Genomic DNA, 15,479 nt, shown 5'->3' with positions numbered 1-15,479 from the left:
CTTAAATAACAGAATCTGACACAAATTTCATTATCAAAATATGAATCATAATTTAGAAATACAAAAACTACTATTAAAGAAAGATTCGATAGAATCTCCGGAAGACCGTATCAACTTATTGAAACAAGCCATACAGATAGCTGATGCCAACAATGATCTCGACTGGGGTTTTGACCTGCGTCTCGACCTTATTTTCGAAGAAAGGGATACAGCTCATTGTATAGATAGTTTCGCCGCTTTCACCTGGCTGCTTAGCACATATGACTCTAACCCCGAAACATTTGACGAAAGTGATTTCTTATGGGAGTACAAATGGATGGCAGGTGCAGCACGGCGAAATGTAAACATATCGATGGAACAGGTTCATTCAATCATGGATGATCTGAAAATAAGAATGGAACGGAATGGATACACACTCAGAGGATACTACAGTGTATTAATATACTGGAACCTGTTTATAGGAAATACTGAAGAGGCTAAGAGAATTCTAACTTTACGGAACGAAACAGAACGAGATAGAATGTCTCATTGCCCCGCATGCGAATTAGATACACAGGTTGAAATAGAGTTGATAGAAGGGTATTTCGATAAAGCACTCTCTACAGCCTCTGATCTGATTACAAAAAAGCTGACATGCGGAGTAATGCCTCTGGTTACTTTTTGTAATCTTACGTATTATTTAGGCAAAGCCGGAGATGCCAGAGCTGGCCAGTTTTTCCCTAAGGCAGAAGAAGAAATTGCTGCTCTGAAAGAAAATGATACTTCACTGATATCGCATGTATCCAATCTCCTGTATTATCTTACCCTAAATAATAAGGACGAAGCTTGGCGATACTTCGAAAAGTATGCCGAATGGGAGGTCAACTCGGAAGATGCTGTCAGTTTCGATTTCTCTAAAAACGTACTACCTTTGCTAAAAGAAGCTAATAAAAAAGAGCTCAATCTGGGTATAAAATTACCCTATTATTCGTCTGATAACATATATGATACAGAAGAGTTGTTTCAATATTATTATAAGAAAGCGAACGACCTCGCTATACGGTTCGATTCGAGAAATGGAACTGATAAATTCAAAATGGAATTAAGCGAAGTTCTGCAACCTACGATCAACTAACAAATGAACCACAATCTCGAAATACAAAAAATATTGCTGAATATTCAGCAGCTCAAAAAAGCTGAAGATCAGCTTACTTTACTAAAACAGGCTATAGCGTTGGCTGATGCGAATAATGATCAGGACTGGGGTTTTGACCTGCGTATGGATCTAATCCGTACCGAACAATTCACAGCTCATTCACAGGAGAGCTTTCCGGCTTTCGCTTGGATACTCAATACTGCGGACAACAACCCCGGTATGTTTTCGGAAGAAGAGATTCTTCAGGAATACAAATGGCTTGCTGCTGTTTCTTACAACAATCTGATAATAACAAAGGAACAGATCGAGAACATTTTCGAAGATTTCAAAAGCAGGTGTATCAAATGCGGATTCAGCCTGCGGGAATATTATAATATCGTAGCGAATTACTCTTTGTTTATGGGTGATAAAATTGCTGCCCGAACATACCTAGACAATAGAGACAAAGAACCTGCGGATGCATTGTCGTCATGGAGTAACGACATGATTACTACTATTTATGTTGAAATGTTTGAGGGTGAATTCGAGAAAGCCATAGCACATATTAACGAATTTGTAGCAAACCAATCTTCTCACAAAATGAATTCCATACCCGTATATAGCGGACTTATCTATTATCTGGGAGGAAAAATGGATGACGATAGGGTTACGAAATATTTTAACGAAGCCGATGATGAATTTTCGAAGCTTTCGGTTCTTCCTTTTCAATTATATGAAGTAACTTTGATGATGTACTACATGTCTAAGAAACAAAAAGACAGGGCATGGACGTACTTCGAAAAATATGTCAATCTGGAGATAGATGCCGAATCGGCTGTTCGTTTCGATTTTGCATTATCTGTACTTCACCTATTAAAGGGTGATGATACTCGTGTTCTGGATATGATAAGCAGCAGACAACCTTATTACAGAGAAGACAATACATATCACTTGACCGATCTGTACAACTATTATCTGGGTGTAGCAGCAGATCTGGCCGATAAATTCGATCAAAGAAATGGCAATACCCACTTCAAAGAACAGATGGATGAAGTTTTATCTTTCTTCTCATAGCTTTTGATCACAGGTATTTTGTTTAAATTATTATAATTATGGTTGAATTCAAAAGGACGAGTTCGGAAAACGCTGATTTTCTGAATTTGATACGGGAACTGGACTCTTTTCTTGATAAAGTAGATAAAAATGCCCATGCAGTTTGTGAGCAATACAATGCTACAGAATCGATAAAACACGTGATTATAGCTTATAATGAAAGCCAAAAAGCGATAGGATGCGGTGCTATCAGAGAATATACATCCGGCACAATGGAAATAAAGAGAATGTATGTGCAGAAAGATGAACGGCGGAAGAATATAGCCTCTCAGATACTAAATGAGCTAGAACAATGGGCTGTGAATTTGGGCGCACAAATATGTATACTGGAGACCGGAAAGAAAATGTCCGAGGCTGTCAACTTTTATAAGAGAAATAACTATATACAAATACCCAATTACGGACAATACAAATTGATAGAAAGTAGTGTCTGTTTTGAGAAAATTTTATAAAGCGAAGGAATAAACTATGAGCCAGCCTTTAGCAGAACGCATGCGTCCAAAATCACTGGACGAATATATCGGTCAGAAACATTTGGTCGGTGAAGGTGCTGTTTTGCGTAAAATGATCGATTCGGGACGTGTACCCTCTTTCCTGCTCTGGGGACCTCCGGGAGTAGGAAAAACAACTCTGGCTCAAATTATAGCCAATACCCTCGACACACCATTCTTTACGCTGAGTGCTATCAATTCGGGAGTCAAAGATGTGAGGGAAGTAATAGATGCTGCCAAAAAGAATACTTTTTTTGATGCTCGCAATCCGATATTATTTATTGACGAAATACACCGTTTCAGCAAATCTCAGCAAGATTCATTGCTCGGGGCTGTAGAGACCGGTGTTATCACTCTAATAGGAGCTACAACCGAAAACCCTTCATTCGAAGTTATTCGTCCATTATTGTCCAGATGTCAGGTATATGTTTTGAAGTCGCTGGAAAAAGCCGACCTCTTAGAATTGCTCAATAGAGCCATAACCGAGGACGTTATTCTCAAAACAAAGAATATAGACCTGCAAGAAACAGATGCGCTGTTAAAATATTCCGGAGGAGATGCCCGTAAACTGCTGAATATCCTCGATTTGGTGGTAGCAGCCGAAACAGAAGATTCATTCGTTATCAATGATAAAATTGTAACAGAACGTCTTCAGGAAAATCCTGCTGCTTATGATAAAGGCGGCGAAATGCATTACGACATTATATCGGCGTTTATAAAATCAATACGGGGTAGTGACCCTGATGCTGCGATCTATTGGCTTGCCCGTATGGTTGCCGGAGGCGAAGACCCTAAGTTTATAGCACGGCGTCTTGTTATATCCGCAGCGGAAGATGTTGGTCTGGCAAATCCCAATGCCTTACTTTTGGCTAATGCATGTTTCGATGCTTTACAAAAAATAGGATGGCCGGAAGGGCGCATCATTTTAGCCGAAACAACAGTTTATCTGGCAACCTCTCCCAAGAGCAATTCGGCTTACCTATCTATCGATAAAGCTTTGGCTTTGGTTGGAGAGACGGGGAATCTGCCCGTTCCATTACATTTACGCAATGCGCCTACCAAGTTGATGAAAGAGCTCGATTATGGCAAAGAGTATAAATATGCACACGATTACGAAAACAATTTCGTACAACAGGACTATCTCCCTAAAGAAATAAAGAACAGCCGATTCTGGGAAGCTCAAGATAATCCGGCCGAAGTTCGTACTTTGGAACACTTGCGAAAATTATGGAAGAACAGGTATTGAAAGAGAATACCAATGAGCTGATCAAAATAGAAAAACCTCGAGCACATTATCAAGGAGTTTTGTTCTCTGTCAGTATCCTAATCTTTATTTTCTCAATATGGATGATTTATTTATGGGCTACAATTATTAATTATCCTATATATCCCTTGATGTTCATATGTGGAGTTTTACCTTTATTACTTAGTATCTCTTTTTTTCGAACCTGCCTCCGTTGGGGAACACTGATGATATATGATGACAGATTAGAAATGCATTCTATATTAAAATTGAAAATCAGAAAAATATACTTTCGGGATATAGTCAGATCAGATGAATATGAAAGATACATAAAATATAAGGGTGGCGACAACCATCTTATTTTCACACTTTTTTCCAATGATGGCACTTCTATCTCAGTTAGATCCGATTTTTATAGTTCTTTTTATATTCTAAAAATTCTTTTCAAAAAAGAACAAGAAAAGACTATAGAGAATCGACCAACAAGGTTCAGGTTCATATTATGGGGATTTAATTTATTATTAGGCATTAGTCTTTTACTTACATCTTTTTATAATTTTCAAACCAAACAAAATATTCAGCCAAGTGAATTAATAGAACTTAAAGGGATTATTGCCAACCACCTACAGATAACAGAATCATCGTATATTAAATCTGTTTTTATTAAATTAGATATGTATCCCGATAATTCTTTTTTACTAGAGACTCCCCTTGTTTCAATAATAACAAATAATAACCTATTACAGGATATAAAATCAGGAGACTCTATTACTATTAAAGTTGATAAAAACGAATATCATCAGAAAATAGTGAAAGATATACCTTTATCCTTTAGTGAAAAGCTCAATTATAATAGTCCTTTGCAAATTTATACAATACAAACAAGAGATAAATCTTACCTGTCTTTAAATGAGTATAATGATAGTGTAATAAGTTATAAAACTAAAATGATGTATTTGTGGCTAGTAATAGGTGTTATAATCATATATATCAACTTAAAGAAAAAACCCAAAAATGTATTAGTCGAAAATAAAGACTATACTCCTCCTTATGAACATGGAAAAATAAGAAGACGCCAAGCTTCATTTCTTGACATCCCTGCTATCAAAAAACTTTTTAGAGAGTCGATAACGCATATCAACAATCAAGATTATACACCCGAACAAATATCAGCTTGGATAAAACGTGGCGAAAACGATGATATGTGGCGATCACGCATCATTAATCAATACTTTATTGTTGTAGCTTGTGACTCTGAATTATTTGGTTTTGCATCTATAACCGATGAAGGTCATATTGATTTTATGTTTGTACATCATCTGTATCAACACAGAGGATTTGGTTCGTTACTATTCGAATCGTTAGAAAATTTTGCTTATTATTTCTCTTTGAATACCCTTACTGTAGACGCAAGTATTACAGCCAAACCTTTCTTTCAGAAAAAAGGATTCTATGTATTAAAAGAACAACAAGTTGACATTGGCGAAATTTTAACCAATTATAGAATGGTTCGACAACTACAGGTTAATCAGTTCTTACTGAGAGCAACACCTTCGCCAGTGCCTCAGCACAACGCTCACCATCCATTGCCGCCGAAACAATTCCTCCGGCATAACCGGCTCCTTCTCCACAAGGAAAAAGACCTTTGATTTCGACATGCTGCATGGTCTCTTTATCCCTCAAAACCCGTACAGGAGAGGATGTACGACTTTCGACCGCTAATAGAACAGCCTGATTAGTCAAAAAGCCTTGGTATTTACGTCCTATTTGCTGTAATCCGTCTTTCAACCGTTTCGATATAAATGGAGGAAGCCATTCATGCAGATCTGACGAAACAATACCGGGAGCATAGGATGTTACAGGCAGGTCTTTACTCTTCTTATGATTCACAAAATCGTATAGACGCTGAGCCGGAGCAGTTTGTCGCTGCCCCCCTGCAATCCAGGCTTTTTCCTCTATATCTTCCTGAAATTTCAATAGAGCGAGTTCGTTATACTTTGCATATTCGGGAAAATCTTCGGGATGAATCTCAACCACAATACCCGAATTAGACCACTTCGAACCACGACTGGCCGGAGACATACCATTCACCACTAATTGACGTTGTCCGCTGGCAGCGGCAACAATAATTCCTCCCGGGCACATACAGAAGGAGTATACCCCTCTATCACCCGATTGTACGACAAAGCTATATTCTGCCGCAGGAAGATATTCGCCACGTCCTTCCTCCGTATGATATTGAATCTGGTCTATCAGGTGTGCGGGATGCTCTACACGTACCCCTACGGCCAAACCTTTTGCTTCTAATTTGATTTTCTTATCGTGGAGCATGTAATATACATCACGGGCTGAGTGTCCGGTTGCAAGTATGACATATCCTTCGAATGTTTTTCCGGTATTGGTAAGGATACCTTTTACCTCATTATTCTCAATGATCAATTCATCCATCCTTGTATTGAAATGAACTTCTCCGCCCGATTCAATGATACGTTCACGCATCCTTTGGATAATGGCAGGCAACCTGTCTGTTCCTATATGAGGATGGGCATCTACCAAAATATCGGTAACAGCTCCATGCTGACAAAAGACATTCAGTATTTTATCCACATCACCTCTCTTTTTGCTGCGGGTGTACAGCTTTCCATCCGAATAAGCACCTGCACCTCCTTCACCAAAGCAATAGTTAGATTCGTCGTTTACAATATGTTCCCGATTGATAGCCGCCATGTCTCTTTTGCGCTCCCTCACATCTTTACCACGCTCCACAACAATGGGGCGAACACCCAACTCTATCAGTCTCAGTGCAGCAAACAATCCACCGGGACCGGCACCCACAACTATAGACTGAGGAGCTAGGCTTACATCCGGATAATGAGTCGGCATATATGATATTTCGGGTTGCTGCTCACCGGTATATAAACGAACACGTAAATTGATGAATATCAATTTCTGGCGGGCATCAATAGATCTTTTCAGTATCTGTAGATCGGTGATATCCGATATCTTAACTCCGGCTTTCGATGATGCCAGATTCTTTACAATATTTATATCTGATGCCTCTTTGGGGCTTATTCTTAAATCTATATCTTTCTGCATATAATCTTATTCTTCAAGGGAACAAAGATAAAGCAATTTAGATTACTTTTCTATCCACTTTTCTTATAGATAATTGATAAGCGCATAGGTTATATCTATTAAGATCACAGACCTATTTGTAAAATCAGAGAACGAGTTGATATACTTGCTTACTATAAGCACAATATATCATTAAATAAGTAACAGCAAGTATTTAATGATATGCTTTTAGATTATAACCGACTTGGCTTGCTTTACTTACCAAAGTAATAAAAAGGTCTGAGACCTTACTTTCATTTACTTATATCTAAAATAGGAGAACTTATTGCAAATATTTCCTATTTTTGTATAAATCATAATATTTTACAACCATGATAATAGATAACCTTTCGAAACTAACAGAGTACGAAACACTAAATCCTCATTTTGGCAAAGCTATCAAGTTTATACAATTATTGGACTTAAAAAATCCTGAGCTCGGAAAATTCGAGATTGACGGAAAGAATGTATTTGCAAGCATTAGCGAAAGCAAATTAAAAACACCCGAACAAGCGAAACTTGAAGTACATAACAACTACATAGATATACAGATACCTATCTCGAAGTCTGAAGGTTTCGGTTGGACTGGAAGAAGTGAACTGACAAAAGAAGCTGCTCCTTTCGATGAAACAAAGGATATCCAATTTTTTGAAGACAAGCCAACACTAAATTTCGATTTGCAGCCCGGCAATTTTGCAATTTTCTTTCCTCAGGATGGACATGCCCCCTGCATCGGAGAAGGTACAGTCATAAAGATCGTTATCAAAATTAAAGTACAATAAAAATATGAGTTTATATCCATTAAAATTCGATCCTATTCTTAAATCAATTATTTGGGGAGGTTCGGATATATGTAAATTTAAAGGAATAGAACCTCAACAGGACGGCATCGGCGAAAGTTGGGAAGTGTCGGGCGTTGAAGGGAATATTTCCGTTGTAGACAGTGGTTCCGAAAAAGGTAAAAATCTTCAGGATCTGATAGCCGAGTATAAAGAACAGCTGGTTGGAAAGCACAATTTCGAAAAGTTCGGAACTACCTTTCCTCTACTCATTAAGTTTATAGATGCCAGAGATAATCTGTCAATCCAGGTACATCCCGATGATGTTTTGGCAAAACAAAGACATAATTCGTTCGGAAAAACCGAAATGTGGTATGTGATAAATGCTGCTCCCGGAGCTTTCTTATACTCGGGATTCGAAAAACAGCTAACACCCGACGGATATGTAAAAAGTATCGAAGACAATACATTTGTAGACTATCTGGCTAAACACGATGTAAAGAAAGGTGATTCGTTCTTCCTTCCGGCAGGCCGTGTACATGCTATCGGATCAGGTACTTTCATCGCTGAGATACAACAAACATCCAATATTACCTATCGTATCTACGATTACAATCGCAAGGATGCTAATGGTAACGGACGGGAATTGCATACTGAATTGGCAAAAGATGCTATTGATTACAAATTGTACGACAGCTATCAGTTGAGTTACATTCATAAAGAAAATACACCTGTACAACTGGAGTCTTGCCAATACTTTACAACCAATCTGTTAGAATTGGATAAAGCCGTTATCTTTGATCAAAGCAATAAAGATTCTTTCATCATATATATATGTATGGACGGAGCTTGCCAGATCGAAGACGGAAGCAATACTAAAGTGGATGTAAAACAAGGAACAACGGTACTTATTCCGGCTGCTAATGCTGCCAAAATAACTATTACCCCTAAAGGGTTTGTTCAGTTATTGGAAACATTTGCATAAACAGTATTGATACCATAAACAAAGAGGGGAAAATAAGATTTTTCCCTCTTTGCCGTTTAGAGACTCTGTTCTCTCAATTTTCATGTATTTGCGTTGAAATACAGATTCGACTCAACTATTGAGTCAAATATTTGTTGTACATTTAAGTCGATAAAGTCATTGAGTCGAATAAGGTCACAGACCTTTTTTATTTACTTACATCTTAAAAGTCATTATTTCTTAGGCATGGGAGTCTACTCCCAGACCAAAAGTATGTCTAACAATAGTCTGAGACTTTAATTTATATATCAAAATGCGAGGTATCTTAATTTTAAATACAGGAAGTCCAAAAACAAAAAATCGTGAAGATGTAAAGTTTTTTATCGGAGCTATGCTATCCGATCCGTTGGTGTTATCAACTGTCCCTAATTGGTTCAGGGATACATTAGCTAAGCGGATTATCGCTCCGTTGCGTGCTTCAAATTCAGCTTCGCACTACGAACTCATCTGGGATAATGAACACAATGAGTCACCTTTGATATACAACTCTCTACAATTAGCTAAAAAAATAGAATCAAGCACAGGGCTACCAACGGAAGTCGCAATGCGTTATGGATCACCTTCGATCCTCGATGCATTTACCCGTCTGAAACAAAAATGTGCTACACTGCATGAAGTAATTGTAGTACCTATGTTTCCACAATATGCCCAATCATCTTATCAGACGGCTGTTGATGAAGTCGGACGCTGTTTTATGAGCAAACCTCAGTCATTCAGAATAAAATTCATCGAGCCTTATTTCAACAAACCCGAATATATATCAGCATTAGCTGATAGTATACGTCCGTTTACCGAAAAAGGCTATGATAAGCTCGTATTCAGTTTTCACAGCTTGCCTATAGCTCATGTCGAAATAGGATGGAAGAAAGGAAAAGACTTTGATTATGTGTTTCAGGTGAAAGAAACCGTGAGATTAGTCACAAAAGAACTAGGCATCGATCCGAAAAAAAACCGTATAGTATATTCTTCTGCAATCGGACGCAAATGGCTCAAGCCTGATCTCGAAGAAACGATGAAACAGCTTGCCGAATCGGGTACTAAAAAAGTGATCGCACTCACTGCCGGATTTCCTGCCGATAACCTCGAGTCGCTCTATGATATAGATATCGTGGCAAGGGAGGCTTTCGAAAGTAATGGAGGCAAAGAATTTTATTTCGTTCCGGGACTTAATGCAGAAGATTTCTGGGTAGAAGGACTAGTCAAAATCATATCTTCAAAAATTTAAGAATCTCAGATCGTTTTTCTATTTTGGTAAATAGCAAAATCAAAATACAGTATTGAACACTTTCTATTTTTTTAATTGAAAATATCGGAACTACAGAATCTCTTTAGATTTCGATATTAAGTTTGTAATATCAATAATGTAAAAATTTAGGTATTATGAAGAGAGTAGGTATAATTCTGGCACTTTTAGCTATTGTCATCACATCATCAGCATTTGTTTTATTAAGAAATAAATATGTTTCGGTATCCGAACTTCCTAAAGAAGGGCAGGTATTTATTACATCTTATTTCAGAGGAAGCAACGTTCTTACGATAGAAGAACGTTGGAACGAATACAAAATACTGCTTAATGACGGAACCAAAATCAAACTCGATAAAAACGGAGTCTGGGACGATCTGGAAGGCGAACACACTCAGCTTCCTTCGACAGTATTAAACCTCCTGCCACGAAAGGCTGTCAGCTACATTCAAACGAATTTCAAAGAGTGGCATATAACAGATATGGAGAAAAAAAGATATGGTTATAAAATAGAGCTTATCAATGGAGCCTCGGATGTCGAAATAGAATTCAACAATGCCGGTGAAGTCCGGAATGTTGATTTTTAAGACAAATAATCATTGAAATCAGGAGACCCCGACCATCTAATTTAGTATCGGGATTCTTTTGGTTTTAGGTTAAAGAAATAAGTTTTATTATTTTTGTTCAAAACTAATGTCTCAGACCTATTTATGATTTTGGGTACAAAGAAATAGCCAAGGTCTGTTATAAACTAAATATTTTCTGCAACTTACTACTTTTGAAATTATATATTTACATACTGGTTGCCCTGTTAAGTTTAGCTTCAGCTATGGAAGCCAAACAAAAAGAAAAGGATCGCAGCGTATTGCCCCAAAAGGCAATACTTTTTCTCGATACCCATTTCCCTGATATACAAATTAAAAAGATAAAGTACGAACGGGATGATCAGGAATATGAAGTAGAACTACGAAGCGGGCATGAAATAGAATTTGATGGTAACGGTAATTGGACAGAGATAGAAGGCGAATACAGTCCGCTACCTAAATCGGTAATAGACCTAATCCCGAATAAAATAGCTGTATATATATCCCGAAACTATCCGAGACGTCCTATTGTCCAAATCAAACGAAAGAAATACGGATACAGAGTTGATTTATCGAATTCGGCAGAATTGATGTTCAGTCACAACGGCGATTTTCTGGGAAAAGATTAATGTTTGTAGAATATAATCTCAATACGGAATACCCTATCCATGGGAAATGAATAAGATACATCAAATCCGTTTTTATCACAAATAGACTTCACCAGATTCAGTCCTAAACCTATTGAATCTTTAGATTTATTACTCACCATACGGTCAAAAAGATTTCCTTTATTTTCTTGAGGAAGACAACTGTTTTCGATAATCAGCTTATCGTCTGACAACTGGATTTTTACAAAACCTTCGTTTGTATTATGCCGGATAGCATTTACCAGCAAATTGGAGATTAGAATATCAGACAGAGTTAGATCCATGTCAATAAATAAATCGTCACACGCAATATCGACAGTTATGGCTTTAGCCTCAATCAGCTCTTCGATATTTTCGAGAAAGTCTGTGATTACCTGTTTCACATTTACTTTTACGATATCCTGAAACTGATCATTTCTGATTTTTGTGAGTAGCAGCAAAGACTTATTCAAATTCGACAATCTCGATACGGCATTCGATATCACCGAAAGAGATACAATGGAGTCTTTATCTAGCGTATGCTGCTGACGGATAATATCTATTCTCGATTTAATGATAGCCAGAGGAGTCTGCATTTCATGTGAAATATCTTCGGAAAAATTCTTCGTATTTTCATAATCCGAGTTGATTTTCCCTACCATTTTATTGACCACCTCATTAAGCTTATCAAACTCTTTTATACCCGAATTAGTCAGGCTCAGATTACGGCCTATTTCCAGATCATAGTCATCAAGCTTTTCTAAAGTATCATTAAACGGAGACCAGACTTTTTTCTTCAGGTAGAAATCGACCAGATAAGTAAAGACAAAAAACAGGAGAAACAAAGCCAGGATAGAGCCTATCAAAACATATAAAAGATCGCCGAACTCAAATGTCTGCTGATTGACATTCACCAGATGCAGCCTGTTTTTATATTCAATAGTAAAATACAATTGACGATAAGGAAGAAAAGCCCCTGAATTTTCGTTATACAGCAAGGTATCTTTTATTCCCAAAGGATAATTGTCGGTAGGATTTATAATCCTCTGCTCGACCCTTTGAGGCTGAATGACCGAGGTTGTGAACTCGATCATAGTATCATTCAACGCTACATAATTTTCGATACGGGTTTTGTATTCGTAAAGTATCTGGTCGGTAGATTGGTGAATGAATATTTTGAAAATAAAGAATATAGACACTCCCCCCAGAATCATAATAGAAAACAGGGTCAGTAAAAGATATTTACGTATAACATGAAACAGTCTCATCTCTCTCCAAACTGATAACCGATACCATATACCGTATGAATATAGTCAATAGAACCGGCATCGATCAGCTTCTTCCTCAGATTTTTTATATGAGTGTAGATAAAATCATACGAATCTGCCATCAGGCTCATATTATCGCCCCACAAATGCTCGGCTATAGCCTCTTTGTCTAATACTTTCGACTGGTTAGTGATAAAATAAAGCAACAGATCGTATTCTTTCTTAGTCAGTACGATTTCTTTGCCTGATACAGTTACTTTACGACTGTCGAAAGTAATCTGTATTTCATTATAATCAAGAGTATTTCCTCCTTTAAAGTTCCGCCTGCGGATAATCGACTTTATACGCGCATTAAGTTCCGAGAGGTGAAAAGGCTTAGTCAGATAATCGTCTGCACCGATATCTAATCCAACCAACTTATCATCCAGTGAATTTTTTGCCGAAATAATTATTACACCGGCTTCCGTATCTTTTTGTTTTAATAAGCGGATCAGATCCAGTCCGCTTCCTCCGGGCAGGGTGATATCTATTATCAGGCAGTCATAATTATATAGAGAGACTTTGTCTTCTCCTTCGATATAATCAGAAGCTGTTTCGATGGCAAAACCTTCCGATTGCAGATATGTAACAATAGACTCCTGCAAATCAATTTCATCTTCGACTAACAGTAGTTTCATTTGAGATGTTGTTTTAGATTATTATTCAGAGGGAACAATCTTAACTCCGATCTTTTCGATGCCCGACAAGGGCTCATCACTCATTCCCTGTACTATTTTCAATGTATAATTACGTTTATCCGTAAAGATAAATTTCTTTTTATACGCAACTGTCAATTGATATATAGATCCGAAACCGGCTCCGTACCAGTTACCGTCTTTATCCGCTATTGTATATTCTATTTCGTACGACACGGGCTTTTTCGATCCGAAATCATCGGTCGCATAAAACCAGATATTCTGGTATTCGTAATTTGTATTATTTACGATTTCCAAATCAATATTGCAAGGTATACCCGTTAGTATAGCTGTCGAGTCTATGTCGAAAGTCAAAGTATCGAGCCTGCTCCAGCTATTATTCTTTAACTCCTTAAAGTGATAATATGCCTCCCGATTGTTACACGAGAGACATATTAAAGATATTATTATAACACTGAGTGTGTATATTGGCTTAAGCTTCATTCTGAGGGGTATTATCTTTTCCCTGATTATGGTTATCGTTATTCCTGTTTCTATTGCGATTGCGGTTATTACGACGATTGCGTTGCTGTTGGTCACCATTATTATTGGCATTAGCTTCTTCTCGATTACCGTTCATTCGCTGATTATTATTTGCATTGTTGGAAACACCAGGCTTCGAATCCCGATCTCTATCCCTATTCCGGTTTGGATTCGGATTCGGATTTTGTCCTTGCGATTGATTCTCATTCTGAGGTTGACGCTTGTCTCGGTCACCTCTTATAACCTTTTTCTTTCCACCATTGCCATTACGTACTCCGCCTTTATTATCAAATCGATTGATATTTTCTTGTTCCAGAATATCTTTTGTGGTCGCTTTTTCCTGCACCTCATCTTCATCAACGGTTAGTTTCAACGGCTTATGACCACCCTTATTCATTCTTATAACTTCATACACCCTGTCTTTGGGTAACGATATAAGATTTGCTGCAAAATTTTTGTCAGTCGAATAAGTCATTGTTCCCGACAAGATATCTGTTTTAAAATGGAAATAAGCACCGTCTTTGGTATCCAGAATAATATCTCTTGATGGCAATTTCCGTTGAGCTTCTACATAAGCATCCACCTCATAATTAAGACAGCATTTCAGCTTTCCGCATTGTCCCGCCAATTTCTGGGGATTTAGTGATATATCCTGAAAGCGCGCCGCTGAAGTAGATACCGAAACAAAGTTAGACATCGAACTCGAACAGCAAAGCTCCCGGCCGCAAGGTCCGATACCTCCTACCCGTCCGGCTTCCTGACGTGCTCCGATTTGTTTCATTTCTATCTTTACACGGAATTTTTCAGCATACACTTTAATCAATTGCCGAAAATCGACACGTTCATCAGCAATATAATAGAATATCGCTTTATTACCGTCTCCCTGATATTCCACATCACTGATTTTCATCTGTAATCCAAGCTCTTCGGCTATCTCTCGAGCCCGCAGCATGGTCTTATGTTCCAATGCTTTTGCTTCATTGTATTTATCAAGATCCGCAGGTTTAGCCAATCGGTATATCCGTTTGTGCTCACCGGGTTGAGCCCGATAATTATTTTTACGCATCTGTAGAGGTACAAGCTTTCCGGTAAGAGTCACTTCTCCGATATCGTGTCCGGGAGTAGCTTCTACGGCAACGACATCCCCTTTATACAATTCGAGATTGTTACTGTTCAGATAATAGCCCTTTCGGGTATTCTTAAACTGAACCTCCACCATCTGAGAACTTGACTCAGCTTCAGGCAAATCGCTAAGCCAATCGAAAACCTCGAGCTTATGAGTTCCTTTGGTACAGCTGCACTTACTCTTTTTGGAGCAGCCTCCGCAGCCTTTGCTTTCGGTCGATTTACTACTGCCGCATCCACAGCCTTCTCCTGTCTTACAACCACACGCACCTCCGGGATTCTTTCCACATGTACAGATATTGTCGTCAGCCGAAGTACTCATTTTAAATGTCACTTCAGGTTTTACTTCCGATTGATCTTTTCTATCATCTTTACATGTACATCCTATTGGGGTTTTGCAGGTTCCTTTGCAATCGTTTATACGTTTGCTTTCTCTATTGTGATTTAAACTGAACTCCATTATATATATTTAGATGTAAATAAAACAAAGTCCCTTTTCTCGACTTTGTGGGTTTATATTTTTTGAACAAGCTCCGGA

Annotated in this window: 14 protein-coding genes and 1 pseudogene; 10 read left to right on the top strand and 5 right to left on the bottom strand. The window is 37.9% G+C overall.

The features are described 5' to 3' along the window. The first annotated feature begins 40 nt into the window (after positions 1–40). From AABJ51_RS19220 to AABJ51_RS19200, 5 genes and pseudogenes are all read left to right on the top strand, one after another. Positions 41–1,114, top strand: coding sequence for a hypothetical protein (locus tag AABJ51_RS19220; RefSeq protein ID WP_321577317.1), 1,074 nt, complete (start codon positions 41–43; stop codon positions 1,112–1,114). A gap of 3 nt (positions 1,115–1,117) precedes the next feature. Then, positions 1,118–2,188, top strand: coding sequence for a hypothetical protein (locus AABJ51_RS19215; RefSeq protein WP_338373859.1), 1,071 nt, complete (start codon positions 1,118–1,120; stop codon positions 2,186–2,188). Positions 2,189–2,226: 38 nt separating this feature from the next. After that, positions 2,227–2,679, top strand: coding sequence for a GNAT family N-acetyltransferase (locus tag AABJ51_RS19210; RefSeq protein WP_338373858.1), 453 nt, complete (start codon positions 2,227–2,229; stop codon positions 2,677–2,679). Positions 2,680–2,695: 16 nt separating this feature from the next. Beyond that, a complete protein-coding gene (locus tag AABJ51_RS19205) occupies positions 2,696–3,964 on the top strand; it encodes a replication-associated recombination protein A (protein WP_338373857.1) in 1,269 nt (422 codons plus the stop codon). Beyond that, positions 3,946–5,457: pseudogene (locus AABJ51_RS19200) on the top strand (GNAT family N-acetyltransferase); the annotation flags it as partial. The gene AABJ51_RS19205 and the pseudogene AABJ51_RS19200, both read left to right, overlap by 19 nt. 28 nt (positions 5,458–5,485) lie before the next feature. Here AABJ51_RS19200 and AABJ51_RS19195 read toward each other — a convergent pair. Next, complete coding sequence (locus tag AABJ51_RS19195) at positions 5,486–7,057, bottom strand: NAD(P)/FAD-dependent oxidoreductase (RefSeq protein WP_338373856.1); 1,572 nt, start codon at positions 7,055–7,057, stop codon at positions 5,486–5,488. A 350-nt stretch (positions 7,058–7,407) separates the two neighbouring features. Between AABJ51_RS19195 and AABJ51_RS19190 the strand changes: the two genes are divergently transcribed. From AABJ51_RS19190 to AABJ51_RS19170, 5 genes are all read left to right on the top strand, one after another. Then, positions 7,408–7,857, top strand: a complete 450-nt coding sequence (locus AABJ51_RS19190) for a NanQ anomerase/TabA/YiaL family protein (RefSeq protein ID WP_338373855.1) — start codon at positions 7,408–7,410, stop codon at positions 7,855–7,857. A gap of 4 nt (positions 7,858–7,861) precedes the next feature. After that, a complete protein-coding gene (locus tag AABJ51_RS19185; RefSeq protein ID WP_338373854.1) occupies positions 7,862–8,839 on the top strand; it encodes a type I phosphomannose isomerase catalytic subunit in 978 nt (325 codons plus the stop codon). Between the two features lie 292 nt (positions 8,840–9,131). After that, positions 9,132–10,103, top strand: a complete 972-nt coding sequence (gene hemH, locus AABJ51_RS19180; protein ID WP_338373853.1) for a ferrochelatase — start codon at positions 9,132–9,134, stop codon at positions 10,101–10,103. Positions 10,104–10,258: 155 nt separating this feature from the next. After that, complete coding sequence (locus AABJ51_RS19175) at positions 10,259–10,708, top strand: PepSY-like domain-containing protein (protein ID WP_338373852.1); 450 nt, start codon at positions 10,259–10,261, stop codon at positions 10,706–10,708. Between the two features lie 191 nt (positions 10,709–10,899). Further along, positions 10,900–11,334, top strand: coding sequence for a PepSY-like domain-containing protein (locus AABJ51_RS19170; RefSeq protein ID WP_051290694.1), 435 nt, complete (start codon positions 10,900–10,902; stop codon positions 11,332–11,334). Here AABJ51_RS19170 and AABJ51_RS19165 read toward each other — a convergent pair. Genes AABJ51_RS19165 through AABJ51_RS19150 form a run of 4 tightly spaced genes read right to left on the bottom strand, consistent with a single transcriptional unit; the run spans position 11,331 to position 15,401 of the window. Beyond that, entirely contained in the window at positions 11,331–12,599 is a 1,269-nt protein-coding gene (locus AABJ51_RS19165; RefSeq protein ID WP_338373851.1) for a sensor histidine kinase, read from the bottom strand. The genes AABJ51_RS19170 and AABJ51_RS19165 overlap by 4 nt on opposite strands. Further along, the gene (locus tag AABJ51_RS19160) at positions 12,596–13,276 is read right to left on the bottom strand and encodes a response regulator transcription factor (RefSeq protein WP_026626300.1); all 681 of its coding nucleotides are present in this window, start codon (positions 13,274–13,276) and stop codon (positions 12,596–12,598) included. Before AABJ51_RS19160 ends, AABJ51_RS19165 begins: the two co-directional genes overlap by 4 nt. A gap of 21 nt (positions 13,277–13,297) precedes the next feature. Beyond that, a complete protein-coding gene (locus AABJ51_RS19155; RefSeq protein ID WP_338373850.1) occupies positions 13,298–13,777 on the bottom strand; it encodes a gliding motility lipoprotein GldH in 480 nt (159 codons plus the stop codon). Next, positions 13,767–15,401 carry a PSP1 domain-containing protein gene (locus AABJ51_RS19150; RefSeq protein ID WP_338373849.1) on the bottom strand — a complete coding sequence of 545 codons (1,635 nt, stop codon included), beginning with the start codon at positions 15,399–15,401 and terminating at the stop codon, positions 13,767–13,769. Before AABJ51_RS19150 ends, AABJ51_RS19155 begins: the two co-directional genes overlap by 11 nt. Positions 15,402–15,479: the final 78 nt, after the last annotated feature.

Source organism: Indolivaga capnocytophagoides (assembly GCF_036511535.1).
Lineage (GTDB): Bacteria > Bacteroidota > Bacteroidia > Bacteroidales > Dysgonomonadaceae > Dysgonomonas_A > Dysgonomonas_A capnocytophagoides.
This window is presented reverse-complemented; position numbering and strand designations above follow the sequence as displayed.

Coding starts and splice junctions, on each gene's coding strand:
- AABJ51_RS19220 (WP_321577317.1), top strand. CDS start 41: ATGAATCATAATTTAGAAATACAAAAACTACTATTAAAGAAAGATTCG.
- AABJ51_RS19215 (WP_338373859.1), top strand. CDS start 1,118: ATGAACCACAATCTCGAAATACAAAAAATATTGCTGAATATTCAGCAG.
- AABJ51_RS19210 (WP_338373858.1), top strand. CDS start 2,227: ATGGTTGAATTCAAAAGGACGAGTTCGGAAAACGCTGATTTTCTGAAT.
- AABJ51_RS19205 (WP_338373857.1), top strand. CDS start 2,696: ATGAGCCAGCCTTTAGCAGAACGCATGCGTCCAAAATCACTGGACGAA.
- AABJ51_RS19195 (WP_338373856.1), bottom strand. CDS start 7,057: ATGCAGAAAGATATAGATTTAAGAATAAGCCCCAAAGAGGCATCAGAT.
- AABJ51_RS19190 (WP_338373855.1), top strand. CDS start 7,408: ATGATAATAGATAACCTTTCGAAACTAACAGAGTACGAAACACTAAAT.
- AABJ51_RS19185 (WP_338373854.1), top strand. CDS start 7,862: ATGAGTTTATATCCATTAAAATTCGATCCTATTCTTAAATCAATTATT.
- hemH (WP_338373853.1), top strand. CDS start 9,132: ATGCGAGGTATCTTAATTTTAAATACAGGAAGTCCAAAAACAAAAAAT.
- AABJ51_RS19175 (WP_338373852.1), top strand. CDS start 10,259: ATGAAGAGAGTAGGTATAATTCTGGCACTTTTAGCTATTGTCATCACA.
- AABJ51_RS19165 (WP_338373851.1), bottom strand. CDS start 12,599: ATGAGACTGTTTCATGTTATACGTAAATATCTTTTACTGACCCTGTTT.
- AABJ51_RS19160 (WP_026626300.1), bottom strand. CDS start 13,276: ATGAAACTACTGTTAGTCGAAGATGAAATTGATTTGCAGGAGTCTATT.
- AABJ51_RS19155 (WP_338373850.1), bottom strand. CDS start 13,777: ATGAAGCTTAAGCCAATATACACACTCAGTGTTATAATAATATCTTTA.
- AABJ51_RS19150 (WP_338373849.1), bottom strand. CDS start 15,401: ATGGAGTTCAGTTTAAATCACAATAGAGAAAGCAAACGTATAAACGAT.